This window comes from Streptomyces minutiscleroticus, assembly GCF_014650875.1.
Classification (GTDB): Bacteria; Actinomycetota; Actinomycetes; order Streptomycetales; family Streptomycetaceae; genus Streptomyces; species Streptomyces minutiscleroticus.
On sequence record NZ_BMVU01000075.1, the window covers coordinates 1 to 25,603 of the forward strand.

Here is a 25,603-nt window from a genome sequence, read left to right on the forward strand (position 1 = left end):
GACAGCTACCTCGCCGGCCTCCACCTACGCGCCTCGATGATCTGGCTCAGGGACCTCACCCGAGCCACCCCTTGATCGGAACTCAATACGGTCCCTAATGCCCGACTCAGGCCGACCGGCGACCAGGGCCATCGTCCGGATCATCCGGTGGCTGGACAAGGCTGCCGGCTGGAGTGACGATCACGGTGTGCACGGTGGGTGCCCCGGAGCGGGGGTGCAGCCTGGGCACCGACCGCGCCGGCAGGGCCGGTTGGGGGAGAACGCGGTGACGTCGAACAGGCCCGTCTTCACCGTGCTCGGTCCCGGTGAGGGGCACTACGCCGACGCTGCGGCCCGGCTCGGCCTGGAGCAGAAACTCGGAGGACCGCTCCCGGGAGACTGCGAACAGATCGTCGACGCCTACGCGCCCGTGCAGATCGACGAGCACCTCACCCCGCCCCACCCGACATCGGACCGCCCCACCCGACGTCGGACCGGTGGAACCTGGGCGAGGACATCCGCTCGGCATCGGAAGTCCGGGCCGGCAGCACGGGGGACGCCCGCATCACCGGGCCGGACGACGGTCCTCACGTCTTCTGCCGACTTCCCCGGCTCGGCTTCGGAACCGCCGAAAACTCATCCCGCGGGGAGCGGACCGCGTCAGTTGTTCGCCGGGCCCGGGCCCACGGTGAGAAGGTCGGCGAGGCCGACGCGGGTGAGGAATTCGCGCCGGATCCGGTCGGCGACGTCGGAGACCTCCTCGGAGCCGTCGTCGGCCGGGTCGACGGTGACCCGGTACGGGCGTCGCCCGTCGGGGAGCGCGACGATGCGGGCGATCTCGTCGGAGACGAGGGTGGCCTCGGCGCCTTCGGGAGCCAGGGCGGCGAGTTTCTCGGCGATCCGGTCCATCAGGCCGGCGTACCTGGTCTCGTACTCCGCTTCGACGTCCCGGTCGGCGGGGTGGCCGGAGTGGCTGAAGTGGTTGGTGCCGCTGGTGAACGAACCGGGGACCACGATGGACGTCTCCACTCCCCAGCGGGCCAGTTCGGCCGCGTAGCTGACGGCCAGGGAGTCCATGGCCGCCTTGGCGGCGAAGTACGGTGCCAGGTAGGGCGGGGTGCCGCCCTTGACGCTGCTGCTGGACACCCAGATCACCAGGCCCCGGCCCGCCCGGCGCATGCTCGGCAGCGCGGCGCGGTTGACACGCTGTGTCGACAGCACGTTCACGTCGTACAGGTCGGCGAGCTGCTCGGGCGTGAAGGCCTCGGCGGGACCGGTGACCATGTGCCCGGCGTTGTGGACGAGGACGTCGATCCGGCCGTGCTCGTCGAGGATCCGGCCGACGGCGGTGTCGACGGACTCCTGCGAGGCGACGTCGAGCTCGATGGAACGCAGGTCGACCTTGTGTTCCTTGCTGTACTGGGCGGCGGCCTCCACCTGGGGTGCGTTGCGGGTGGCGGTTCGGCGCATGCCGGCGTGGACGGTGTGCCCGGCGTCCGCGAGAGCGCGGGCGGTGAGGGCGCCGAAGCCGCTAGAAGCACCGGTGATGACGACGACGTTGCTCATGGGTGCTGCCTCTCGGAGTGTGAGGAGGAGCGGGTCCGGGCCGTCGCCTGTGGCGACGACGGCCGCTTCGGTGTGGCGGATGTCAGGCGAGGCCGCCGTTGGCGTAGAGGACCTGGCCGTTGACCCAGCGGGCAGGGCCGGCCAGGAAGGACACGGCCTCGGCGATGTCCTGCGGGGCGCCCAGCCTCTCCAGCGGGGCCGCCTTGGCCAGGTTGTCGATCGTGGCCTGCTCCTTGCCCTGGAGGAACAGCGGCGTGGCGGTGGGGCCGGGGGCCACCGCGTTGACGGTGATGTCCTTGCCCCGCAGTTCCCGGGCCAGTACGAGCGTCATGGCCTCGACCGCGCCCTTGCTCGCCACGTAGGCGCCGTAGCCGGGAAGCTGCGTGCGGACGACGGACGTGGAGAAGTTGATGATCGCGCCTCCGCCGCGCACCCGACGGGCCGCCTGCTGGGAGACCACGAAGGTGCCGCGGATGTTGGTGCGGTGCATCCGGTCCAGGTCGTCGAGGTCCAGCGTCGCAATGGGTGAAAGGAGCATGATGCCCGCCGTGTTCACGACGACGTCCACGCCCCCGAACTCCCGCTCCACCGCGTCGAACGCGGCGGACATGGCGTGCTCGTCGGCGACGTCACCGCTCACTGCGACGGCCCTGCCGCCGGCCGAGGTCACCGCGGCGACCGTCTCGTCCGCCCTGGCCTTGTTGCCGGCGTAGTGCACACCGACGGCGAGGCCGTCCGCCGCCAGACGCTCCACGACCGCCCGGCCGATCCCGCCGGAACCGCCGGTGACGAGGGCGACGCGTGTGGTGCTGTTCATCGGATTCCTTTCGTGGATACCCCCGGCTTCAGCCGGGGGAGGAAACGAAACACCTGCGGAGCAGGGCGGAAAGCGGGGTTTCGCCGCCGGGGCGAAAGACCGTGCTCTGACCCGCAGGTTTGGCCTTCAATCGTCATCCCGCTAGCTTGTGGGTATGGCCACGGCGCAGGTGAAGCGGGCCTTCCGATACCGCTTCCATCCCACACCCGAGCAGGCGGCGGAGTTGTCGCGCACGTTCGGGTGTGTCCGCAAGGTCTACAACCTGGCGCTGGCCGCCCGCACCGAGGCGTGGGCGCGGCAGGAGCGGGTGCATTACAACGCGACGTCGGCGATGTTGACGGCGTGGAAGAAGACCGAGGACCTGGCGTTTCTCAACGAGGTGTCCTCGGTGCCGTTGCAGCAGGCGTTGCGGCATCTGCAGGCGGCGTTCACGCATTTCTTCGGCAAGCGGGCGCGGTATCCGCGGTTCACGTCGAAGAAGAGGTCGCGCAGGTCGGTGGAGTACACCGCCCGTGCGTTCCGGTTCCGGGACGGGAAGCTGGCCCTGGCGAAGATGGCGCAGCCGCTGGCCATCGTCTGGTCGCGCCCGCTGCCGGAGGGGGCGAAGCCGTCCACGGTGACCGTGTCGCAGGACGCGGCGGGCCGCTGGTTCGTCTCGCTGCTGTGCGAGGACCCCTGCGTCCAGCCGCTGCCCGCCACCGACACGTGAGTGGGTGTCGACGTCGGGCTCGATCACCTGCTGACCCTGTCCACGGGTGAGAAGGTCGCCAATCCCCGGCACGAGCGCCGCGACCGGGCCCGGCTGGCCAGGGCCCAGCGCAACCTGGCCCGCAAGCTCCCGGGCGGCGGCGCCGACCGGGCCAAGGCGCGGCGGAAGGTCGCCAAGGTCTACGCCCGCATCGTCGACCGCCGGCGCGATCATCTGCACCGGCTGACCACTCGGCTCGTTCGTGACAACCAAACGATCGTGATCGAGGACCTGGCTGTTCGGAACCTGGTGAAGAACCACACCCTGGCCCGTGCGATCAGTGATGCGGCCTGGGCGGAGTTGCGGCGCATGCTGGAGTACAAGGCCGCCTGGTACGGCCGCGACGTGATCGCGGTCGACCGCTTCTTCCCCTCCTCCAAACTCTGCTCCGCCTGCGGCACGGTGCAGGCCGAGATGCCGCTGGGTGTCCGGAAGTGGGCCTGTGGGTGCGGGGCGGTGCACGACCGGGACGTGAACGCGGCGAAGAACATTCTGGCCGTCGGGCTGACGGCGTCTGTCTGTGGAGCTGGTGTAAGACCTCAACGGAGCACTCCGGGCGGGCGGTCGGCGACGAAGCAGAAACCCCTGCGGCGCGAGCCGTAGGAATCCCCCTCCCTTCGGGAGGGGGAGGAAGTCAAGAGCTTGTCCTTACGGTGAGTCCAGCAGTACGGAAGTGGGAGGGCGCACCCTGTTCCCGAGCGTGCCTGCCGGGCGCCGCAGCGCGGGTGACGATGCCCACCGGCGCGTCACGGACGGGTCCCCGAGACGCCGCCCGGCCGGCATCGCGTGATCCGGCGGTGCCGCCGGCGCCCGGCGTGGCCGCCGGCGACCGGAAGGGAGGTGCGCTCACACCTCCACGATGAACGGCACCGGCCTTCGGAACCAGGGGATGTCATCCCCTGTGTCCGTGACCCCTTCCGGGCCATGCATCGATTCCATTGCTGAACCGACATCGTGACTCGGAGATCCAGGACGTACGGCGGGGGCTGTACCGGGGGAGTCCCCCGGTACAGCCCCCGCCGTGCTGTTCAGCTGTTCAGCTCCCGAAGTACGGCCGGTTGAAGACCGGCGGCAGGCCGTCGAACCCGTCGGCGCCACCTGCCTGGGCATCGGGTGTGGCGCGGGCGAACTGGGTGAGAAGGGCACAGGCGGCGTTCTGAACTGGAGACCGCCAAGCAGTGCCGGCGACAGGAGGAGAACATGTCGTACGGCCGGTTCCTGACCAAGGGCGCGGGGGAGGGCACCCCGGCCTTCTGGCTCGTCGTCATCGCCTTGGTCGTCATCGTCGGGGCGGCGTTCCTGGTGAGCAAGGCACGCAAGAGAGAGCACCGCCCGCGAGACGCGGAGGCTGCGGGGCGTTCCTCTGCCCGGTCGGTTCGATACGGCCGGGCGGGGCGCTGCCTGGAAATGCGTACGACAACCGGCTCCACCGTCCGGCGAGTGCTGCGCCTGACCTGACCTGCCCTGCCCGGCGGGCCGGCCGACCTGCTCGGCCGCAGTCCGGCCGGTGTCCGGCAGTCGGCGGTGGACGGCAGGGCCGCCCGCGACTCGCGGACCTCTTCACCACCGAGGCCGCCCATCTCCTGTCGACCGCCCTGCCCGGTGGGCACACGGAGGCCCGGCCGCGGGTGCCGGACAGGCTCCGCGAGGTCACCGGCATCACCGCGCTGCCCGCCCCGTTCGACCCGAACGGAGTGACGGTGACCGTCGACGCCCTGCACGCCTCCTGCCGCGACCACGCGACACGGCTGGTGCAGATGAAGAAGGCGCACTACCCGTTCAGTGCGCCACACCAAGGACACCACCTTCACCGAAGACGCCTCACGGTGCGGACTCGCACCAGAAAGTCTTGCGTGCATGCCACAAAGCCGATCGGCATGCCACCGGCCGTTTGCGCCACCGGCGAGCACTGAGGCAGGAACGTCTCATCGACCAGCCAGGCAACCCACTGCGCTTGCGACCGACCCGGAAACCCGGGTGGTTTCCGAAAGAGGTCCGGTAGGCGTCACGGAAAGCTTCCTGTTGTTTTCTGTCAATTCCTCGGAAAGTGAAACCCGATCGACCTTCACGGTCAACTCCTCTTCGTGGATGACGCGATAGTATCGGCCAAGGCAATCGGATATCCGGGCCGAGCCCCGTTCGTCATTCGTTCCTTTGGTGACGTCGAAGACACGGAGGCCGAAGACCGACGGATCCAGGTCGGGCGGGACCGCGTCGGATGGTCCGGGTACGGACGGGCCTGCCGCCGGGCGTCGCCCGGCGAGCGGGACAGGAGTTCACCGATCCGTTCTCCGGGGAGGCCGCGGCCGGCGGCGGCGTGGTGCTGCGGGCCTCAGGCGGGGCCGTCGGCACGGGGCGGACCGTGGCGGACCGGTCGAGGGCTCAGCCCGTTCTGTGCCCGTCTCTTCGGTCGGGGCGCCGGACGAACAGATCGGATGCCCCTTGGCAGTGGGGTCGATGGCGCCGGTCGCCTCGTCGGATTTTCCGCCTTCCCTCCGAGCGCGGCAGAACATGGCCGGAATCCAAGGGAAGGCTCGCCGATAGGCGGGCGGAATCGGGAGCGCAATCGGCGATGTGCGGAACGGTGGAATGCGTGATGCGCCAGTTGGTCGGCCGCCATGGAATCGGTCGCAAGGACATGGTTGCACCAAGTAAGTCAAGACTTATCTTCAGGGGACTTCGGCCGTATGGTGTGGCTCGAATCGAAGGAGCCCCTTGTTGTCGAAAATGAAAGATCCCGCTGTGCGTGCGGTTGAATCGGAGCAGGATTATGTGTCCTCCTTGTACGAGGTGCTCACCGAGCGGCTCTCCGAGGCGCGAGCACACCGGGCGAGTGTGCTGAAGGCCCCGGCGGACAGTGCCGGCGAGGCGTACGAGAGGGAGATCGCCGTCGAGCGCCTGACCAAGGAGATCGGCCGGCTGGAGGGTGCCGAAAAGGGGCTGGTCTTCGGGCGCATCGACTGGACGGACGGCACGGCCCTGCGCATCGGGCGGATCGGACTGCAGACGGAGGCGGACGACCTCCCTCTGCTCGTGGACTGGCGCGCCAACGCGGCGCGGCCCTTCTACGAGGCGACACCGGTCCACCCGATGGACCTTCGGCGGCGCCGGCACCTGCGCCTGCAGGAGCGCACGGTCGTCTCGGTGAGCGACGAACTGCTGGACGGGACCGCCCCCACCGACGAGGACGTCGTGGGGGACGGCCCGTTGACCGAGGCTCTGTCGGCACGGCGTACGGGCAGGATGCAAGCGGCCGTCGCGACGCTGCAGGCCGAGCAGGACGAGATCGTCCGCTCCGCCCACCGCGGGGTGACCGTGGTGCAGGGCGGGCCCGGCACCGGCAAGACGGTGGTCGCCCTGCACCGGGCGGCCTACGTCCTGTACGCGTTCCCGCGCGCCGCGGAGGAGGGTGTCCTGGTGGTGGGCCCGAACGCCCGGTTCCTCGACTACATCTCCCAGGTCCTTCCCTCGCTCGGAGAGAACGACGTCGTTCTGGCGACCTGCCGGGAACTGGCCGGAGTGGCCACGGAGACGGTGGACCCGTTCGACACGGCGCGCCTCAAGGGCAGCTTTGACCTCGCCGACGCCCTGGCCGGCCTGCTGCGCGCCCGTCAAGCCCCCGCCGGTGACTTCACCGTGCGGGTCGGACAGGAACTGGTTCACCTCTCCGGCGAGGAAGTCGCCACGGCACGCGACGCCGCCGTGGCGGCCGCAACCGGCCACAACCCCGCGCGCCAGGTGTTCAAGGAGCTCCTGGTCGACGCCGTCACCGACGCGATGCAACGAGACATGGGCGACCTCCTGGAGCAGATCGACGCCGATGCCGAAAGGATGACGGGCATGGACCTCGACCGGTTCACGGGGGCGGTCCAGCGCCGTGCCGAAGGCGCGGCCGACTCGGGTCCGGTCCACGAGCTGGACCTGGACGCCCTCCGAGCCGATCTCCTCGACGACGCCGGCGTCGACCGAGCGGTCGAGGCGCTGTGGCCGCGGCTGGTACCCGGTGACCTCGTGAAGGCGCTCCTGACGAACGCCGAGGCTCTCGCCGAGCGCCTGCCCCGCCTGACCGCGCAGGAGCGGTCCCTTCTGCTGCGCGGCCCGGACGACCCGTGGACCGATGCCGACGTGCCGTTGCTGGACGAGGCGGCGAGCCTGGTCGGCGGCCCTCCCGAGCGGACGTACGGTCACGTCGTCGTCGACGAGGCGCAGGAACTGACCGCCATGCAGTGGCGGATGATCGTCCGCCGCTGCCCGGCAAGGTCGATGACGCTGGTGGGTGACTTCGCCCAGGCAGGCCCGGCCGTGACAGCACGCGACTGGAAGGAAGCACTGGGCTCCGACGTCGGACCGCGGTTCGCACTGCACAACCTGACCGTCAGCTACCGCACCACACAGGAGATCCTGGAGAGCGTCCGGGACCTGCTCGCGCGGATCGCTCCGGACCAGAAGCCCACACGGTCACTGCGAAGCGGTGAGAGCCCCCGCACCGTGACCGTACCTCCGGACGGGTCGGTGACCGCCGTCGTTCAGGAACTCCGCGCCCAGAGCACCGCGCACCCGGGCGAGCTTCTGGGGGTGATCTGCGCGGACACCAGGGTGAGCGAGCTGACGGCCCAGGGCATCGCTCGCCACGCCCGCATCGTGCCGGCGTCCGAAGCACGCGGCCTGGAATTCGACGGGGTCGTCGTCATGGACCCCGAGGAGATCATCACGGCCCGCCCCGGTGGGGAAAGGGACTTGTACGTGGCCCTGACCCGCGCCACCAAGCGCCTCTGCACCATCACCGTCCAGCCCGCCTGACGGCTCGGCGCCCGCGTCGTCGCCGCGGGCGCACCCGGCGTGATACGGACACCGGCCCGCGCGCACGGGGCTGCTCGGAACCGCGGTCCGAGCGGGCGCCACCTGCGTACCACCGGCCCGCGCGCACGGGGCTGCTCGGAACCGCGGTCCGAGCGGGCGCCACCTGCGTACCACCGGCCCGCGCGCACGGGGCTGCTCACCGCTCGCGGCCGCACCCGGCGTCGCGCGGCCGACCTCGCGGAAGGCGACGTACGTGGCGTTCCTGTGCGAGCCGGACCGCGGGCGAGCCGGACCGCGGCCTCTTCAGCAGCGTCGCCGAGGAGACGGCGCCCCCGCGCACGGAGGAATAACCACGCCCCGGCGGCCACACACGCCGAACGGCCCTCCTCTGGACTACTGAACTACGCGCCGCGCGAAACATCACACCGTTCGGCTGCCTTCACCCCACAGTGGTGACCATGCTGAACCGATTGACATCCTCTCCCTCCTGAAGGGGGGAGATTCCCGCCTACCGCGCCGTTGAAGGCTGCGGTGTCGAGTGGGTTCCTGCTTCGCTGCGCGGTGCGGGCACGGGTGCCCGTCTTACCCGCGCTCCACAGGCTGACACGGCCAGTCCGGCCGCCTTGGCGACGTTGACCGCCGCGTTGATGTCCCGGTCAAGGACGGCCCCGCAGGCCCGGCAGGTCCACGTGCGGACGTGCAGGGGCTTGGGGCCGTCCTTGACGCCGCACTGCGAGCGCACCTGGGATGTCGGCTCAAAGCGGCCGATCCGGGTGAGGGTGCGCCCGTACCGGGCGGCCTTGTACTCCAGCATGCTCACGAACGCCGACCACCCGGCGTCGTGCACGGACTTGGCCAGGCGCGTACGCGCGAGTCCTCTCACCGCCAGGTCCTCCACGGCGACTGCTTGGTTATCGCGGATCAGCAGTGTGGAGAGTTGGTGGTGGAAATCGCGGCGTGCGTCCGCGACACGGGCGTGTGCCCGTGCGACGCGGACCCTGGCCTTGTCCCTGTTCTTGCTGCCCTTGTCCTTGCGCGAGAGAGCGTGCTGCGCCTTCTTCAGGCGCTTGGCGGCCCGGCGCAAAAAGCGCGGGCTGTCGATCTTCGTGCCGTCCGACAGGACCGCGAAGTGCCCCAGCCCCAGGTCGATGCCCACCTCGGCAGGGGCCTGCGGCAGGATCTCCTCGGGGCCGGTTGCGACGGCGAAGCTCGCGAAGTATCGGCCCGCGCTGTCCTTGACGACCGTCACCGTGGACGGCGTCGAGGGCAGGGAGCGGGACCACTTCACCTTCAGGTCGCCGATCTTCGGCAGGCGCAGTTTTCCGCCGGTCGTGATCGACCAGCGGGCGTTCGCCGTGAAGCGCACCGCCTGCCGGGTGTCCTTGCGCGACTTGTACCGGGGCGCGCCCATGCGCGGGCGCCTGCCCTTCAGCCCGTCGAAGAAGTTCTTGTACGCGGTGTCCAGGTCGCGCAGGGACTGCTGGAGGACGACCGCCGAGACCTCGCCGAGCCAGGCCCGTTGCGGGGTGTTCTTCGCCTCGGTGATGAGCCGCTTCGACAGGTCCCCGGTCTTCGGCAACGGCATGCCTTCGCTGCGGGCGGTCTCCCGGGCGCGGAGCGCGTCGTTGTAGACCACCCGCGCACACCCGAACGCCCTCGCCGACGCGCTGCGCTGACCGGCGCTCGGGTACAAGGCACCGCTCAGCATCGTGAAGCAGTACATCGAGCAGCAGAACCGGCCGCTCCGACCCGGGCCGAGGTGAACAGTGCGGATCCGTGCACACAGCTGAGGCCAGAGCAGCTCTCAGATTCGCTTCACCACCGGGCTGAAACCCGGTGCACTGCGAACAGTCCCGGTAGCCGTCCTGTCCGACATCCACGGAGTCCTGCCGGCCCTGGAGGAGGTACTCGCCGAACCGGACGTCAGCACCGCCGATCACATCGTGCTCACCGGTCGCGTGCAGCGGGTCCTCGAACCGGGCCGCCTCGACGCGGTCTCCGACCGCTATCCCACCGGGCCCCGCACGCTCGATGCACGAGCTTGTCCTTCCGCCATGGCGCACTTGGCAGCTGGCATGTGGAAGGTGCCTCGGGTCATATTCTCAGACCCCTCCCGCACATCAGCTCTCGCTCGGACCTCGGCTGCATCCACGATCGCGGAAGCCCAGTCCGACTCGCTCCGGAAACCGGGCTCGTCCAGCACCGCCTGACGCAGTTGCCGCCACAACCCGTTCCTGGTCCACATCGAGAATCGCCGACGCGCGGTAGCGGGGGAGATGCCGAAGCTGTCGGGCAGATGTCGCCAGGCACATCCGCTGGCCAGTACATACACCACCGCGGTGAAGGCGGGGCGCTCGCCGTGCGGATCCGTGTGACGGCCTTGCGGACACGACGAGAACGAGGAAAGCAACGGGGCGGCCAAGGACCACAATTCGTCAGACACCAACCGCTTCAACGGGTCACCATTCGAAAGACATCATGCTGCACCGGCCCGACAAGACATGGGACGGCTTCGGGATCATCGGATACTTGGGATGTGACGAGCTGGGATCAGATTCCGAGGACGGCGTCAAAGGGGGCTGTGAAGTCGGTCCAGGGGGTGAGGGCGCCGGACGTTGCATCCACCACGACCTGGTTCGCCCGGAGGAGCATGGGACGCCTTTCTGGTTCGTGCAATCGCATACCTCCCAGACGTTAAGCCTTCTCGCGATCCGGCACGCTGACCGGGTACACCGATCCAGCGATCACTTTGCAGAGCGATGAACGGGATTTTTCCCTCGCCGGTACCGGGCATGGGCTCGTCATGACACTGTCGCCCGCAGACGGAGCCACGTCGTTCTCCAGTGGTCATCCGAACCGACCGCGCGACGCGTGCCGGACACCGGCCAAAGCCCCGTAACCTCTCCGAGCCGCCCGAGGCGTGCGGACCCTGGTGCGGGACGCTCAGCCATCCGGCGGTTGGAAGGTTGTGCGGGTGGGCGGCGCCGAGCAGGCGTGGTGGACTCCGTCGCCTCCGAGGCGGCCGCGGTCGGCCTCCCCCGAGGGCCGGCCACGACACCGCAGCAGCGGCCGGCGTCGATGGCACGGTCACCGTCTTGTGCGGCGGCAGCTGCTACGAGTAGGCGGCCGCCGCGAGAGACCATGGGTCGCAGGTACCGGGGAACGGACATGGGGGGCGCGCCACCGGCAGGGGACGACGCCTCATGACAATGTTCCGTTCCTGGGAGAGCCCGGGCCACGGGCAGAGGCCCCGCCGAGTGTTCCTCTGCCGGTGCTGGCCACACGGATCCCGGACCAGCTGCCCGGAGCCCACGTGCACGCCTCGCCTCGCGCGGTGTCTGCAGTTCCAGCCGGACGGGTCCAGGAGCGTATTCGCAGACAGCGGTGACCAGTTCGCGAACGACGAGCTGGGTCGGGTACCGGGCGCGGTCGAAATCGTGCCGGCCTCGTTCGTCGTGGAGGTGGGTGAGGTGGTGGGACGCGAGGCGGCGGACGAGATCGAGTACGCCGACCGCGAGCAGTTCACCCGGGCCGCCTTTCCGCTCAACGGCGCCGCGGCTGGCCTTCGTCCGTAGCCGGACGGTTGCGAAGGCTGCCCCATTGGAAGACTTGTGCGAAAGCTGCCCCCATCGGAAGACTCGTTCGTCTTCCTCGACATGGAAAGGCGGTGAACATGGCGAGCAGCGCACTCTTGGTGATGGACGTCCAACGGGACATTGTGGCCATGGCCGATGACGGTTCCGGATATCTGCCGCGCCTGCGCAGGGCCATCGACGGTGCCCGGCTCGTCGACATCCCCGTGATCTACGTGGTGATCGGTTTACGGCCGGGCGCTCCAGAAGTCAGCCCCCGCAACAAGGTGCTCACGAACATCGTCCGGGCCGGTCTGTTCACCGAAGGCGCACCAGGCACCGAGATCCATCAGGACGTCGCACCCCGGCAGGGCGACGTCGTGGTCACCAAGAGGCGGGGGAGCGCGTTCTCGGGCAGCGACCTCGACCTGGTCCTCAGAGCCCGGGACGTCGACAGCCTTGTTCTCACGGGCATCGCCACCAGTGCTGCGGTGCTGTCCACCCTGTGGCACGCCGTCGACCTGGACTTCGGCCTCACCGTCCTGGCGGATGCCTGCCTCGACACCGACCCCGAGGTGCACCGGGTCCTCACCGAAAAGCTGTTTCCGCAATGGGCGGACGTCCTCACCGTCGAGGACTGGCTCAAAGCCATTGCACCGCGGTGACGGGTGTCCGGCCCTCGCGTGCGGGGCAGGACGGCATCGTCTTTTCCAGAAGACTCGACAGCGCCCGGCTGCGTGTTGCGCGATGCCGGTCGCGCGGTCCCGCAACCGCCTTCACCGTCCGGGAGCCCACCCCGTACGTGTGCTGCACGTCCCGGTTCGCCATGTCCGCCCCGGGCGCCGCGACGAATCGCGGTGTACGGATCGGCCTTGCGTTTCAGTGTCACTGGTGTCCCTTTGCCGTCCGGAGCACCCCCAAGACCGATCGGTATTTCTCAAATGGACATAAAAGCCTGCAAGAGGCGCATCTATAGATCCTGGCCACACAGACCCGGTCGACACAGGCGGCGCTTTCCGCGTGTTCCGGACAGGACGCCGGACGCTGCCCCGGTGCCCCGCAGAGTGACGGTAGGCTTGCGGCATGTCCCGCAAGCGCCGCCCCGCACCTGCCGAGACCGCCGTTCCCGCCGAGCAGCGTTCCGCCCGGGAAGCGGAAGGGCTGGAGGCTCTGGCCCGGCAGTATCCGGACGAGCAAGAAGAGATCCTCCTGGACGCGGCGGCCGTCTGGAGCGACGCCGGGCAGTACGACCGGGCGCTGGCCTGCTACCGGCAACTGCTGGACGGCGACTGCGACCAGCCCGACCTGATCGAGGCCTACCGCATCAGCACCCTGTGGGACGCCGGCCGCACCGGCGAGGCCCGGGAGGCGGCCGACAGGCTGCGGCGTGGGCATCCCACCGACGCCGGAGCCTGGAACACCGTCGCCGAGATGTTCGAGAGCGCCGGTGAACTGCACGACGCCGGCGACTGGTTCACCGCCGGCATCACCCACCTGCTGGGCCCGACCGCTCCGCTCACCGCCGCCGCCGTCGAGGACGCCGCCGATCCCGGCGGGATCGAGATGCTCGCGATCGGCCGCCACCGCGTGCGCCGCCGGCTCACCCAGCCGCACGACGAACTCGACCGCCTCGCCGACACCCTGCACGAGAACCGCCCCTCCCTGCTCCGCGGCCCCGGCACCCTGGACGATCTGCACGCCCCCGAGCATCTGCGGGCCGCCGAAAGCGGCGACCCCGAGGCCCTGCAGGCGTCGATCGACCGGCTCACCGCCGAACTCGCCGCCCGCCGCGCCGCACTGTCCCGCCCCAGCATGACCTGCGTGCTGTTCTGGCCCGAAAAGGAGTTCAGCCGGCTTCTGGCCACCTGGCCCCGGTTCGCGGACGACTACGGCACCGAGCACCGCGAGCACATCCGCGGGGTCGAGAAAAGCCTGCGCCGTCTGTCCGAGGAGGGCGCAGTCCACCTGGGGATCGCGCAGGGCGACGTAGCCGACTACGAGAGGTTCACCCGCGAGGAGAGGCTGTCCGCCGAGGACGAGGGCGCCCGCGCCGAGTATGCCGCCGATCTTGCCGCCCGCGACCGGGCCCAGGCATGGCCCCCGCCCCGCAACGGCCCCTGCTGGTGCGGTTCGGGGCGCAAGTACAAGAAGTGCTGCGGCAACCCCGCTGCCACCTGAACGGCTCGGTCCGCTCCCGCCGCCCCGGGCCGGGTGTTCGCACCATGACCCCCGACAAGGTCGCGGCTGCCCCTGACGGCAACACGGCGGCATCCGGTGAGAACACCACCGAGGCCGCTAGGCGCGGGCGGTGATCCGGCCTCGCCGTCCGGCCGCCCGCAGGCAGTACACCGTCGGGACCGCGCAGACCAGGATGGCGAAGAGGCTCGCCTCGGGGCCGAAGGCGCCGCCGGTGAGCGCCTCGGGCCCGGACAGGACGCCTTGCAGCAGCCCGCGCGGACCGGTGTCGTCGCCGGAGACGGTGACGCCGACGATGCCGCTGAGGGCGTAGTTCCAGCCGAGGTGCAGGCCGATCGGCACCCACAGGGAGCGGGTGGCGGCGTAGGCGGCGCCCAGCATCACCCCGCCCTCGACGGCGATGGCCAGCGCGCCCCACACGGTGGCGTCCGGGTTGAGCAGGTGCAGCCCGCCGAAGAGGACGGCGGAGACGGCGAGCGCGCCCTTGGTGCCGGCCAGCTCCTCGACGAGGCGGAACAGTACGCCGCGGAAGAGGAGTTCCTCGGTGACGGCCACGCCCGTCATCAGTCCGAACACCGTGATCGCGCCGCCGACCGAGACTCCGCCCTCGGTGTTGTACCCGCCGAAGAGAGCGATCAGCGCGAACGCCGCGAGGAACAGGGCCAGTCCGGTGAGGGTGCCGGCGCTCAGGTCGCGCCGGGCCCGCGCGGGGTCCAGTTCGGTGACCGGGCGCTGCTCCAGGGCCCGTACCAGTGCCGCGTAGGCGGCGAGCGCGCCGACGGTGACGAGGGCGCCGCCGATCAGGGACAGCACCGGATCGGCGCCGGCGACGGCCCGTATCCCGGCGGCGGCGCCCATCACGGCGATCAGGGCCACCGCAGACACCACCAGCCGGACGGCGGCCGGACGCACCCGGCGCGAGGCGACGACCGGGGTCTGGGCGAACAGGGTGCTCAGCCGCGCCGTGAACCGCGCTGCCTGCTTCGTGAGATCCATGTCCGGCACGCTATGAGCGGGGAGGGGGCCTGGACGTCACCCCGTGGTGGACAGCGCGGGTAGCTCTCACGGGGGACAACGCGACCGCCGTCGCCTCCGCTGTTCCTCTGTTCCCCTCTATTCCTCGGTGGGAACCAGACCGACACGGTGGGCGAGGACCACCGCCTGGACGCGGTCGCGGAGGCCGAGTTTGGTCAGGATGCGGGAGACGTACGTCTTGACCGTCTCGCGGCTGAGCACCATCCGGTCGGCGATCTCGGCGTTCGACAGCCCCTCGGCGATGAGCCGGAGCACCTCGGTCTCGCGCGGGGCGAGGGCGGACAGGGCCTCCGGTACGGCCGTCCGGCGGTTCTCGGCGGCGGGGCGGATACGTTCGGCGAACCGGCCCACCAGACGCCGGGTGACGGCGGGCGCGAGCAGCGACTCGCCTGCGGCGACGGTACGGATGCCGTCCACCAGTTCGCGCGGCGGCGCGTTCTTCAGCAGGAAGCCGCTGGCGCCGGCCCGCAGCGCCTCGTAGACGTACTCGTCGAGGTTGAAGGTGGTGACGACCAGGACCTTGACGGGTGCGGTGGCCTCCGGGCCGGCCAGCAGGCGGGTGGCCTCGATGCCGTCCAGGACGGGCAGCCGGATGTCCATCACCACCACGTCCGGCGTGAGCCGTCGGGCCGCCTCGACGCCCGCGCGGCCGTCGCCTGCCTCGCCGACCACCTCCAGGTCCGGCTGGGCGCCGAGGACGGTGGCGTAGCCGGCCCTGACCAGCTCCTGGTCCTCGCAGATCAACACCTTGATGGTCATGTCACGCCGCCCCGGGCGGGTATCCGGGCGTGGACGCCGAAGCCGCCGTCCGGGCGGGCGCCGGTGCGCAGTTCGCCGCCGCAGACGCCGACGCGCTCGCGCAGCCCGAGCAGTCCGTGGCCGCCGCCGCGGCCCAGCGGCCGGGGCGCGGGGACCGTGGCCGCGAGGGCGGTGCGGGGGGTGCCGTCGGTGGTCACCTCGACCTCCATCTCGTCGGTGCCGTACCGTACCCGTACGTGTGTCGGGTGGCCCGGGGCGTGTTTGAGGGCGTTGGTCAGGGCCTCCTGCACCACCCGGTAGGCGGCCAGTTCCACGGCCGAGGCCATCGGCGCGCGCTCGCCGCACTCGGTCAGCTCCACGGGCTGGCCCGCCGCGCGGGTCTGCTCCACGAGGCCGGCGAAGCCTTCGGGGCCGGGCCCGCGCTCCGTACCGCCGTCCGGTGCCTTCAACACCCCCAGCAGGTACTGGAGGTCGGTCAGCGCGTGGCGTCCGGAGTCGCTGATCGCGCCGAGGCCGGTGGCGACCCGGTCAGGGGCGTCGGCGAGCAGGTACTGCGCGGCGTCGGCCTGCACGACCATCGCGGTGACGTGGTGGGTCACCACGTCGTGCAGCTCGCGGGCGATGTCCGCACGCTCCCGTGCGACGGCGGCCTCGGCCGCCAGGCGCCGCCGTTCCTCCTCGGCGGCCCGCCGGGCCCGTACGGTGCGGCCGGCGCCGTAGCAGGCGGCGAGGACCAGGTACATGAGGGTGTAGTCGGGAACTCCGTGCGGGGCGCCCCTCAGGTGCAGGGCGAGCGCGAACGCGACGTAGAGCGCGGTGCCGGCGAGGGGCACCGCACGGTCCGCCCGCCGCCCTCCGTGGGCGCCGGCCCCGTACAGGGCGGCGTACAGCCCCACACTCGCGAACACCGTCGGGTAGGCGGCGGCCTCGCGCACCGCGAAGGCGAGAGCGACCACCGTCAGACAGCCTGCCGGCCACCGTCGCCGCGCGGCGAGCGGCAGCCACAGGGCGGCGGTGAGCAGTGCCCCGGCCGGGTCGTACGGGCGTTGCGGCAGGTCGCCGAATTGGGCGCCGATCTCGGAGGTCAGCGGCGCGAACACGACGGGCGCGAGCGCCACGGTGACGACCGCGTCCCGGGTGGTGGCCTTGAGCCGGCCCCAACGGGCGGCGACGGTCCGTCCGTTCCCTCTCACTGCCGCCGCAGTCGCGCTCCACACAGCCACTGAGCTTAGCGGTCCGACGAGCGTCCGGCCGACGGCCCGGGCGCGGGTGCGCGGGGCGGCGTCGGCGCCCGATCCGGCCACCGTCGGCCACACCATCGCCCTGGGATGCTGACCGCGCGGAAACGCCCACCGAAGAAGTCGCTCACCGAAAAACGGCATCGCGCCTGGGAGCCGGCGGCCTCCGTCAGGACGCGGGCGAGTTCGCGGAGGCCGGTGGCCGTCGGGCAGTGGCCCGGGTAGAGGTCCAGGTGCTCGAGGTGGGTGGCGCGGGCGAGCTCAGGACTCTCACCGGCGGGGATCCACGCCGTCGGGCTCGGCGCCTATGAGATCCGCCGCCTGGTGGTGCCGGTGCAGTCCCAGCCGCCCCGAGCCGAGCGGATCCGGCACGGTCCGGCCTGGTCGTACCGGCGCGGCCGCCACCAGGCGGTGGCCCGTGCCTGCCACCGCCGACACGACGACCACGCCGCCGCCCGACCACCGCCTCGAACCGCGGCGGCGCAACCGACCTCCGGCCGAAGGGGCGGAGTCGGACCGGAGGGGGTTTCGCCGGCCCGCCGGAAGGCGCTGCCGGTCAGGCGAGGACCGCTCCGGTCGGGCTGCAGATTTCCTGTTCATTCACGGTTCGCCGCCCGCTTTGCGGTGTATCCGTCCTGCCGAAGCCGGGAGGCGGGCATGCCGACTCCCGGGCGGGGGCATCCCCGGACCCCGAACCGACCCCGCAACTCCGGAGACTCCTCGGCCAGGCACATATCCCTGGATCGCGAGACCCGCCCGCACCCATGTCCGGTCCTCCGTCAGGTACGTGTCCACCCTCAGGCCCACCTCCGCAAGCGCCCCCTCGAACTGCTCCTTCGTCAACGGCCGGGACAGGAACGTCTGTGTCCACGTGGCATCCGGGAACTCGTACTCCGCATACACCGAGTTCACCCCGTCACCGGCCGGCTCGGCCGACACGATCCGCACCGTGAACCCGCTGGGGTCGACACGCTCGCGCGGCAGGTCCCTGTGCCAGTCCTCGCCCTCTCGCTGGATCAGCACGCAGCCTCCCGCCGCGAGATGCCGCACGCAGGTGCGCAGCAGGGCCCGGCGCACTTCGGCCTCTCCGGCGTGCACGAGGAACGACGCGAGCATCACCACGTCGAACGTCTCGTCCAGATCGAGGTCCTCGATCGGGCTGCACAGCGTGCGCGCCCCGCGGACCCGGTCGAGCATCTCCGGGGACTCGTCCACAGCGGTCACAGCGAAACCTCGCTCCAGGAGCGGATGGGTCACGCGCCCCACGCCACAGCCCAACTCCAGGACGTGCGCACCCGCCGGCACGGCCGCGGCGACGATGTCCGGTTCGGCTCCGACCGGCAGCCGCGAGTACAGCTCGACCGCGCAGCCGTCCGGAGTGATCGCCCCGGGCCCGGTCCCCTGATGTCCCGTCCGCTTGTCCGACCCCATGCCCGTCCAACGGGCCGGACCAGCCGGCCGTTCCCCTACCTCATCGGTTTCTTCGGGGCGCCTGCGGCGGGAACCAGCCCCACGGGGTAAGCCGTCGGCCGCATGCATCCGTGTCCGTTCCCGGGCCGCCTGCCGACCCGGTCGGCAGTCCCGCGCGGCGCCCGGCCCGGCGGGCGGGTGGCACCGCGCCGTCGCGGCAGGAGACAGCAGGCACCGGGATGCAACGGTTCTCCGTTGTCGCACCCCGATCCGCCGGTTCGATCTCCGCGAGGCTGTTGCCCGCCTCGCGGTCGTACGTACCTCCGAGGCCGGGCGGCCGGGTTCGGACGGCCGCCCGGTGCACCGGACGCCGCGCTCAGAGCACCGAGAGCCGGACCACGCCGGTGGCCCCCTCCGCAGCCCCGGACACCTTGAGCGCGACGTAGCGCGGCGAGCCGGTGCGCTCCAGACGGCGGACCCGGCCCCGGCCGGCCGGGGCGCCCACCCGGCGGTAGCGCACGCCGTCGTCGCTGAACTCCACCTGGGCGTCCGGCGCCCGTCCGCCGGACCACTCCACCTCCACCCGGCGCACCTCCCGCCGGGCCCCGAGGTCCACGACCATGCGGCCGTCCCGGCCGGGACGCCAGGCCGTGCGCGGGTCGCCGTCCACCGCCGCCGCCGGTTCCGACATGCCCCGCGGCAGCGGCGCGTTCGGGAAGGTCGTCCGGCCGAGCGCGTGGTCCTCCGCCGGATACGGCCGCGCGCCGGGCACGGTGACCTCCGTATCGTGTCCCGGGCGCACCGTGACCGCCGTCGCGTGGCCCTGCGCCTCGACCCGCACCCGGCAGGCCGGCCCGGTCAGCCGCAGTGTGGCGGCGTCCGCGACCCGCACCCGCAGCCCGGTCGGCAGGGAGCGCCCCGACAGCGGTACGAGCGTGAACCGGGGCGGCAGCAGGAGCGCCGACGCCCCGTCCAGTTCGACCCGGTGGCTCAGCCCGCTCCGGGTCACCGTCTGCTCGCCCTCGTACACCTCGCGGCGACGGCCCTCCTGCGGCAGGGCCACCGTGGTGCGGACCGCCTGGTCGGAGAGGTTGAACAGGCTCAGGTACCCGTCCGTCACCGCTGCCCTCACCCTTCGGTCCCCGGTCGTGGGCGCGGGACGGCGGGCGAGGGCGCGCAGCTCGTCGGCGGACGCCCCGCAGTGGCCCTCGACCACTACAGGTCCCTCACCGTCCTCGGCCAGGGTGATCGTGTCCCCGTACACGGACAGCGCACGGCGGTCCCCGCGCATCACGAGGCCCGCGCGGCCGTCGACGTCGAGCCAGCCGCCCAGGCTGCGCAGCGCCGGGGCCGGGCCGCCGGCCAGGTCCGTCCACCGTTCACCGTCGTCCGAGCCCTGCACGAGGTAGGCGCGGCCCGCCGCCTTCTCCCACCGCAGGGTGACCCGGTCCAGGACGTGTGGCGCGCCGAGGTCCACCGCCAGCCAGCTGTCGGCGCGCGGCCGGTCGGCCGTGGACACCGCCCAGCGGGTCGCGTCGTCGCCGTCCACGGCCAGCTCCGGTCCCTTGCCCGCGGTGTACGAGGAGGCCGTGGCCTTCCCGCCCCGGGCCAGGTCCCGGCCGTCCTCGCCGTCGCGCGCCTCCAGGGTGAACAGCGAGTACCCGTACGCCGGGTCGGGCTTCACGCCCAGGATCCGCAGGTGCCGCACCGTCGTACGGCCGAAGGCCAGCTCGTCGACGCGACCCGTCGAGGCGCCGGAGCCGTCCTGGGCCGCGACCGTGACCGTGCCCTCGGCGAAGCGGTAGGTGCGGCCGCCGTCCAGGCCGGCCACGCCGGGCATGGTGAGGTTGTGCACCTCCAGGCGGCCGCCGAGCGTGTCCGGTCCTTCGGCGGCGTGGACGACCGCTCCGGTCGGCAGCGTCGTGAATCCGGCGAAGCCGTCTTCGAGCCGCAACAGCGTCGCACTGCCGTCGAAGCCGTCCCGGAGGCCGGTGTACGTGCGCACCGCCCGTCCGGTGACCTCCAGGGTGGTGGAGGGCAGGAACATCGGCGTGCTGCCGCTGAGCCGGAAGAGCCAGTCGTCGTGGCCGGGCTGCCAGGCGAACTTGACGAAGCCCGGCTTGGAGACCGCACCGGCCCAGGCGGCGGCGGACTGGTGCGAGACCAGACCGGGCCCGGTACCGAAGTCGGTGACCCCGGACGCGTACGCGAACAGCTCCCGCGACGACAGGGGAGCCACCCGCTCGCCCGCCTGCGGCCAGACGTGCAGCAGATAGCTGATGGCGAGTTCGGCGCGGGCCTCCGGCTCGTACTTGGGCTCGCCGGAGAACTTCGCCAGCCGGTGCTCGGGCGGATACGCCTGGTACGCCTCCAGCCGTGAGGCCAGGTCCAGTTCGGCACGGGCCGCCGCGCGGTCGCCCATCACCCGCGAGAGGAAGGCCAGCGGGATCACGTCACGGCCGTACAGGTGCTCACGGTCGTTCACCATCGGCATCAGCGGCTCGCCCGCGTCCGACATCACGCCCAGCAGGGTCCGCCACAGCGGTACGGCGTTCGGCTGCCGGGTCAGCACCTGGGGCAGCGGCTGTCCCGCGGCCAGGAAATGCGCGGCGTTCCGGCCGGAGGTGCGCCACAGCTCGGCCTGGTAGTGCGGTCCGAACGAGCCGTGGTTCTCCACGATGAAGGTGTCGTAGGTGTTGCGGGCGGTGTTGTGCGAGACCGGGACGCCGTCCACCCGCGCCGGGTTGGCCAGGTCGGCCTGCGGCAGCCCCGCCTCGTTGCGCGACCAGACGCCGTAGTCGGCGGCCCAGTCGGCGCGCCGCCGGTCGTCCGGCGCCCAGGCGAGGGCGGGGGCGAGCGCCTGGGCGTAGATGCCCATCTCCTCCAGCTTGGTGTCACCGACGTGTCCGCCGACGAGGCCGTTGGGCGTCCAGGCGCCGGAGGCCGGGTCGTCGCCCGTACCCAGGGAGTGGGTGTAGGCCGCCTGCTCACGGACGATCCGGTCCACCAGGTTCCGCGTCGCGTCGTCCAGCTCCTCCCACAGCAGCCGGGCGGCCAGGACGAAGTACGACTGGAACGTGCTGTCGAAGAACAGGGTGCGGCCCCACTGCGTGCCGCCGGTGAGCCGGTTCGACGCGGCGAAGTGGCGCAGGGTCGCGAGCGTCCGCCGCCGGAGTGTGAGCCGGTCGATCCCGGCCAGCTCCTCGTCGAAGGCGCCATGTGTCAGCAGCACGGCGTGGCCGAGCACCACCGCGAAGCCGAAGGACTTGTCCGTGTAGATGCCCCGCGCCTCGTCCCACTGGGTCTCGGACCACCTGGTGTGCCGCAGCAGCACCCGGTAGTACGTCGCCGCGACGTCGTCGGCGTCGTCACCGGCCGCCGCCGGACGGGGCGCGGCGGCGGCCGACGTCGTGCTGGTCCCCGTCGACAGCGCGGCGGCGCCCGAGACGCCGAGTATCTGAAGCAGTCGGCGTCGGCCGAGAGCGAGGGATGTCGACCCCACAGTGGTTCTCCTCCTACGGTTCCCACGACCGGTCGGACAACGTTGTCAACCGGTGTGAGGGCCACCCTTCGCCGCCCGTGTGCGTTCCGTCAAGGGAAAACACACGATTCGGCGGCGGGGCGCTGTCCCCCTCGCCGTTCACGGGCACTCCGCCGGTGGGCCCCCGCGACGCGGTCACCGCCGCGCGCACCGCCCGCCAGGTCGAGGCCGACCAGGACGTGCCCGCCCCGCACGCCGTGCTCCTCGACGGAGCGCGGCCTTCCAGCCGCGACGTGACTCCGGACCCGGCCACTTCGAGCACCTCCTCGACGGCCTGCCCGGCGCCCCGGAGCACACGTTGAGGATGAGCGTCCCGGCCCTGCTCTAATCCGGGGTGTAGGCGGCTCAGTCCGGTCTTCGCAAGGGCTGGGTGAGCGGTCGACAACGGGCAGCGGAACGCCTTCGGCCCTCATGGTCCTGGAGACCCGCTCTGAGACTGGCGCCGCTGTCCACCGGTGGGATCCGTGGCGGTGTCGTGGGCGTCGGGCAACGCCTGATGTCAGCCTGGCCCGCGAGGCCTTCACCTAGAGCGGTGAGACCCGGCGCCTTCGCCACGGCCGCGGACCCCACCATCGTCCGCACCTCGCGGTGATGACGCGGGCGCCGGGCTGATGCCTTCGTTTCCCCTGGTCTTCGAGACCTCTGTCAAGAGCGGCACAGCCCGGCGCCTCCGTGATCACCGTGAAACTCCCGGCGGCAGGCCGAACGTTGATCGTCACGGCACGAGCCCGCCCCAGGGTCGACCTCTTGTTTCATCCGCGAGCCCGCGAGCTCTGCAGACAGACCGAGCCCCTGGAGTGCGCTGGTGTCGCGAACGGCTACTGAGATGGCGGACCTCTGAGTCCTGGGATTAGGACGCTGCGCGACCCGCATGTGCTCGTGACCTGCATAAATGAACGGATCTGGGAGGATAGCTTGACCGTGTTCTGCGGCATCGACTGGGCGGAGCGCCACCACGACGTCGCCGTCGTCGACGACACCGGCACCCTGCTCGCCAAGGCTCGCATCAGCGATGACGCGGCCGGCTACAGCAAACTTCTGGACCTGTTGGCCGAACACGGCGACAGCCCGGAGAACCCCATACCCGTGGCCATCGAAACCAGCCGCGGCCTGCTCGTGGCCGTCCTGCGCACCGGTGATCGCAAGGTCTTCGCGATCAACCCGCTTGCCGCCTCCCGCTACCGCGACCGGCACGGCGTCAGCCGCAAGAAGTCCGACCCCGGCGACGCACTGGTCCTGGCGAACATCCTGCGCACCGACATGCACGCCCACCGGCCGCTGCCCGCCGACAGCGAACTCGCCCAGGCCATCACCGTGCTGGCCCGAGCCCAGCAGGACGCCGTCTGGAGCCGCCAGCAGATCGCCAACCAGGTCCGCTCGCTGCTGCGCGAGTACTACCCCGCCGCCCTGCACGCCTTCCAGGACAAGGAAGGCGGCCTGACCAGGGCAGACGCACGAACGGTCCTCACCCTCGCCCCGACGCCGGCGAAGGCCGCGAAACTCACCCTCGCCCAGCTGCGCGCCGCCCTCAAGCGCAGCGGCCGCACCCGCGCCTTCGACACCGAGACCGCGCGCCTGCGGGAGATCTTCCGCTCCGAGTACGCTCGGCATCGCCCGGCCGTCGAGGACGCGTTCGGCCAACAGCTGCTGGCTCTGCTCAAGCAGCTGGATGCCGCCTGCCAGGCCGCGGACGACCTCACCACGGCCGCCGAAGCCGCGTTCAAGGAGCACGCCGACAGCGATATCCTGCTCAGCTTCCCCGGCCTCGGCCCCCTGCTCGGAGCCCGGCTGCTCGCCGAGATCGGCGACGACCGGACACGGTTCGCCGACGCCAGAGCTCTGAAGTCCTACGCCGGCTCGGCCCCGATCACCCGGGCCTCCGGCAAGAAGCACTTCGTCGGCCGCCGCTTCGTCAAGAACAACCGGCTCATGCACGCCGGCTTCCTCTGAGCCTTCTCATCCCTCACCGCCTCACCAGGAGCGAACGCCCACTACCGGCGCCGACGCGAACACGGAGACTGGCACAACGCCGCCCAACGCCACCTGCTCAACCGCTTCCTCGGCCAGCTCCACCACTGTCTCCAAACCCGGCAGCCGTTCGACGAACAGCGCGCCTTCGCCCCGTTACAGCAAACAGCTGCGTGATCTGGAAGTTGGCCACGGGCTCGTCAGTACACCCACTCAGCTGGCTCTGAGTCTCAGCGGGGGAGTCATATCGGCGCAACTATGCAGTAATTGCCAAGAGTTGGAGGTGGGGCGACCAAGGCATCTGTCGGATAAGTGAGTACCCTGCCCCCATGGTTGCGGGCGAGGGAACCGAGCACACCGGTAACAATCTTGAGGACCAGGGCTGGGGTGCAACGCGTGCCTGGGTGGAGAAGGGGCTCACCGAGGCAGAACGCATCGAAAACGTTTCGAGGTTGCGTGGCGGCTGGACGTCGGAAATGCGCCGTCTGGACATCTGCGGGCCGGGCGGTCGACGGTCGCTGGTCCTGCGGTCTTTCGTCAAGCCCTTCTACGTTCGCCACGCGGAGGGCCTGCTGACCCGCGAGGCAGCCATTCTGCGCCTGCTCGGCAGCACGGATGTGCCCGCGGCCAGGCTGGTGGCGGTGGACCCGACAGCACAGTACTGCGACCATCCGTCCTTGCTGATGTCCCTGCTGCCTGGGACCGTGCGTCTGGGTGATGAGGGCGCCGACCGGCGTGCCGAACTGCTGGCCCGCCAGTTGCTGCGCATCCACCGGCTGCCAGTGACCGCAGAGGCACGGCCTCGCACCTATCAGGCGTGGACCTCTCCCGAGCGGGTGAACCCGCCCGAAGACACCGAGCGGCCTGAGCTGTGGCAACGGGCCGTGGACGTGATCCGCCGCGAGCCCCCGGACTACCGGGCCTGCTTCCTGCACCGGGACTTCCATCCCGGCAATGTCCTCTTCACCGGCGACGGCGACGGATTGCGGATCAGCGGCGTCGTCGACTGGGTGGAGACCTCGTGGGGACCGGCCGACCTGGACGTGGCCCATTGCTCGACAGCCCTCGCCCTGCTGCACGGGGTTTCCACGGGCATGCAGTTCGCCGACCTCTACGTTGCGGCGGGAGGGACGCTGGCTGAAGATCACGCTTCTCATCTTTACTGGCGTCTGCTGGACGCCTTGGCCTTCGCTCCTGACGCGGAGAAGGTCGCCGTCCCATGGCGCGAAGTGGGCCGTGCCAATCTGACCCCCACCTTGCTGACCAGGCGGCTGGAGGGATACCTCCAGGCGCTTTTCGCACGCTACGCCTGAAGCCGGATCGGTGGCCTGCGACCAAGAGAACAACCCCGTCATGCAGGCAGTTGTTCGGGACATTCGAACCACCCGTCTTCCAGGCGAGCCGAGATCGTAAGGGTGCAACGGGTTCGCCTCATGGTCCGCAAGCCGATTACCGAGGCGCCGCTTGACTTGTTCGCCCCCTGAGATGTCTCCGAGGGCTCACTCACCCGCCTCCCGCAGGCGTCGGCCGCCTGGAAAAGCGCGGTCGGGCATGTCGCGGGCCCGGCCCGGCCGACGGCCGTCACCCGCTCGCCACCCTCGCCGACGACCGCTCCGGCAAGACCGTGGCGACCGTACCCGGACATGTCGCCGGAGCTCGCCGCCCGGTTCTCGACCTGCCGACCAAGGCGCGGCCGGGACGACTGCGCGACAGATCGGGCGGTGGCGTTGGGCGCGTTCGCGTTCGCGGCGGTTTCGGGTGACGGACATGGCCGCGATTCTAGCAGCGCTAGACATCGGGCCGCCGCTATGGCTAGCATCGCTAGAAGAAAGAGCGGCGCTCGACACAAGGTCGGGGCCGCCGCACAAGGGGAGAGTGCCTCGCCATGCCCACCGCCGCCACCACCACCGCCACCGTCATCGCCTGGGCGACCGCCGCCGGGATCATCCTCATCGGCACCCGCTTCCTGTGGAC

The 25,603-nt window shown here is 71.1% G+C and carries 13 protein-coding genes and 3 pseudogenes; 7 read left to right on the forward strand and 9 right to left on the reverse strand.

Annotated features, from left to right (window positions below; genetic code table 11):
* Positions 1–639: 639 nt before the first annotated feature.
* Together IE271_RS36055 and IE271_RS36060 are read right to left on the reverse strand one after the other, a co-directional pair.
* On the reverse strand, positions 640–1,545 hold the full coding sequence (locus IE271_RS36055) for an SDR family oxidoreductase (RefSeq protein ID WP_190194688.1): 906 nt from the start codon (positions 1,543–1,545) through the stop codon (positions 640–642).
* An 82-nt stretch (positions 1,546–1,627) separates the two neighbouring features.
* Positions 1,628–2,362 carry an SDR family oxidoreductase gene (locus IE271_RS36060; RefSeq protein ID WP_190194689.1) on the reverse strand — a complete coding sequence of 245 codons (735 nt, stop codon included), beginning with the start codon at positions 2,360–2,362 and terminating at the stop codon, positions 1,628–1,630.
* Positions 2,363–2,516: 154 nt separating this feature from the next.
* On the opposite strand from IE271_RS36060, the pseudogene IE271_RS36065 reads away from it, so the two are divergent.
* From IE271_RS36065 to IE271_RS36075, 3 genes and pseudogenes are all read left to right on the forward strand, one after another.
* Positions 2,517–3,713: pseudogene (locus IE271_RS36065) on the forward strand (RNA-guided endonuclease InsQ/TnpB family protein).
* Between the two features lie 597 nt (positions 3,714–4,310).
* The gene (locus tag IE271_RS36070) at positions 4,311–4,568 is read left to right on the forward strand and encodes a hypothetical protein (RefSeq protein WP_190194690.1); all 258 of its coding nucleotides are present in this window, start codon (positions 4,311–4,313) and stop codon (positions 4,566–4,568) included.
* Between the two features lie 1,269 nt (positions 4,569–5,837).
* On the forward strand, positions 5,838–7,910 hold the full coding sequence (locus IE271_RS36075) for a HelD family protein (RefSeq protein WP_506005298.1): 2,073 nt from the start codon (positions 5,838–5,840) through the stop codon (positions 7,908–7,910).
* 508 nt (positions 7,911–8,418) lie between these two features.
* Here the strand turns inward: IE271_RS36075 and IE271_RS36080 are convergent.
* Complete coding sequence (locus IE271_RS36080) at positions 8,419–9,618, reverse strand: RNA-guided endonuclease InsQ/TnpB family protein (RefSeq protein ID WP_190194692.1); 1,200 nt, start codon at positions 9,616–9,618, stop codon at positions 8,419–8,421.
* A 297-nt stretch (positions 9,619–9,915) separates the two neighbouring features.
* The gene (locus IE271_RS44115) at positions 9,916–10,353 is read right to left on the reverse strand and encodes a transposase (RefSeq protein ID WP_190194693.1); all 438 of its coding nucleotides are present in this window, start codon (positions 10,351–10,353) and stop codon (positions 9,916–9,918) included.
* A gap of 1,230 nt (positions 10,354–11,583) precedes the next feature.
* Here IE271_RS44115 and IE271_RS36090 point away from each other — a divergent pair.
* Both IE271_RS36090 and IE271_RS36095 read left to right on the forward strand, forming a co-directional pair.
* Positions 11,584–12,147 (forward strand): cysteine hydrolase family protein, encoded by a 564-nt coding sequence (locus IE271_RS36090; RefSeq protein WP_190194701.1) that lies wholly within the window; start codon positions 11,584–11,586, stop codon positions 12,145–12,147.
* A gap of 418 nt (positions 12,148–12,565) precedes the next feature.
* Positions 12,566–13,660, forward strand: a complete 1,095-nt coding sequence (locus tag IE271_RS36095; RefSeq protein WP_190194694.1) for an SEC-C domain-containing protein — start codon at positions 12,566–12,568, stop codon at positions 13,658–13,660.
* A gap of 117 nt (positions 13,661–13,777) precedes the next feature.
* Here IE271_RS36095 and IE271_RS36100 read toward each other — a convergent pair whose 3' ends face one another.
* The 5 genes and pseudogenes from IE271_RS36100 to IE271_RS36120 form a co-directional block, all read right to left on the reverse strand.
* A complete protein-coding gene (locus tag IE271_RS36100) occupies positions 13,778–14,674 on the reverse strand; it encodes a CPBP family intramembrane glutamic endopeptidase (RefSeq protein ID WP_190194695.1) in 897 nt (298 codons plus the stop codon).
* A gap of 117 nt (positions 14,675–14,791) precedes the next feature.
* Positions 14,792–15,472, reverse strand: a complete 681-nt coding sequence (locus tag IE271_RS36105; protein WP_190194696.1) for a response regulator — start codon at positions 15,470–15,472, stop codon at positions 14,792–14,794.
* Complete coding sequence (locus tag IE271_RS36110; protein WP_229919822.1) at positions 15,469–16,665, reverse strand: sensor histidine kinase; 1,197 nt, start codon at positions 16,663–16,665, stop codon at positions 15,469–15,471. Before IE271_RS36110 ends, IE271_RS36105 begins: the two co-directional genes overlap by 4 nt.
* 798 nt (positions 16,666–17,463) lie before the next feature.
* A pseudogene (locus tag IE271_RS36115) lies at positions 17,464–18,141 on the reverse strand (class I SAM-dependent methyltransferase); the annotation flags it as partial.
* 355 nt (positions 18,142–18,496) lie between these two features.
* Positions 18,497–21,622 carry a discoidin domain-containing protein gene (locus IE271_RS36120; RefSeq protein ID WP_190194699.1) on the reverse strand — a complete coding sequence of 1,042 codons (3,126 nt, stop codon included), beginning with the start codon at positions 21,620–21,622 and terminating at the stop codon, positions 18,497–18,499.
* Positions 21,623–22,561: 939 nt separating this feature from the next.
* Here IE271_RS36120 and IE271_RS36125 point away from each other — a divergent pair.
* Positions 22,562–23,806, forward strand: a pseudogene (locus IE271_RS36125) (IS110 family RNA-guided transposase).
* 152 nt (positions 23,807–23,958) lie between these two features.
* On the forward strand, positions 23,959–24,942 hold the full coding sequence (locus IE271_RS36130; protein WP_190194700.1) for a phosphotransferase family protein: 984 nt from the start codon (positions 23,959–23,961) through the stop codon (positions 24,940–24,942).
* Positions 24,943–25,603 lie beyond the last annotated feature (661 nt).

Coding starts and splice junctions, on each gene's coding strand:
- IE271_RS36055 (WP_190194688.1), bottom strand. CDS start 1,545: ATGAGCAACGTCGTCGTCATCACCGGTGCTTCTAGCGGCTTCGGCGCC.
- IE271_RS36060 (WP_190194689.1), bottom strand. CDS start 2,362: ATGAACAGCACCACACGCGTCGCCCTCGTCACCGGCGGTTCCGGCGGG.
- IE271_RS36070 (WP_190194690.1), top strand. CDS start 4,311: ATGTCGTACGGCCGGTTCCTGACCAAGGGCGCGGGGGAGGGCACCCCG.
- IE271_RS36075 (WP_506005298.1), top strand. CDS start 5,838: ATGAAAGATCCCGCTGTGCGTGCGGTTGAATCGGAGCAGGATTATGTG.
- IE271_RS36080 (WP_190194692.1), bottom strand. CDS start 9,618: ATGCTGAGCGGTGCCTTGTACCCGAGCGCCGGTCAGCGCAGCGCGTCG.
- IE271_RS36090 (WP_190194701.1), top strand. CDS start 11,584: ATGGCGAGCAGCGCACTCTTGGTGATGGACGTCCAACGGGACATTGTG.
- IE271_RS36095 (WP_190194694.1), top strand. CDS start 12,566: ATGTCCCGCAAGCGCCGCCCCGCACCTGCCGAGACCGCCGTTCCCGCC.
- IE271_RS36100 (WP_190194695.1), bottom strand. CDS start 14,674: ATGGATCTCACGAAGCAGGCAGCGCGGTTCACGGCGCGGCTGAGCACC.
- IE271_RS36105 (WP_190194696.1), bottom strand. CDS start 15,472: ATGACCATCAAGGTGTTGATCTGCGAGGACCAGGAGCTGGTCAGGGCC.
- IE271_RS36130 (WP_190194700.1), top strand. CDS start 23,959: ATGGTTGCGGGCGAGGGAACCGAGCACACCGGTAACAATCTTGAGGAC.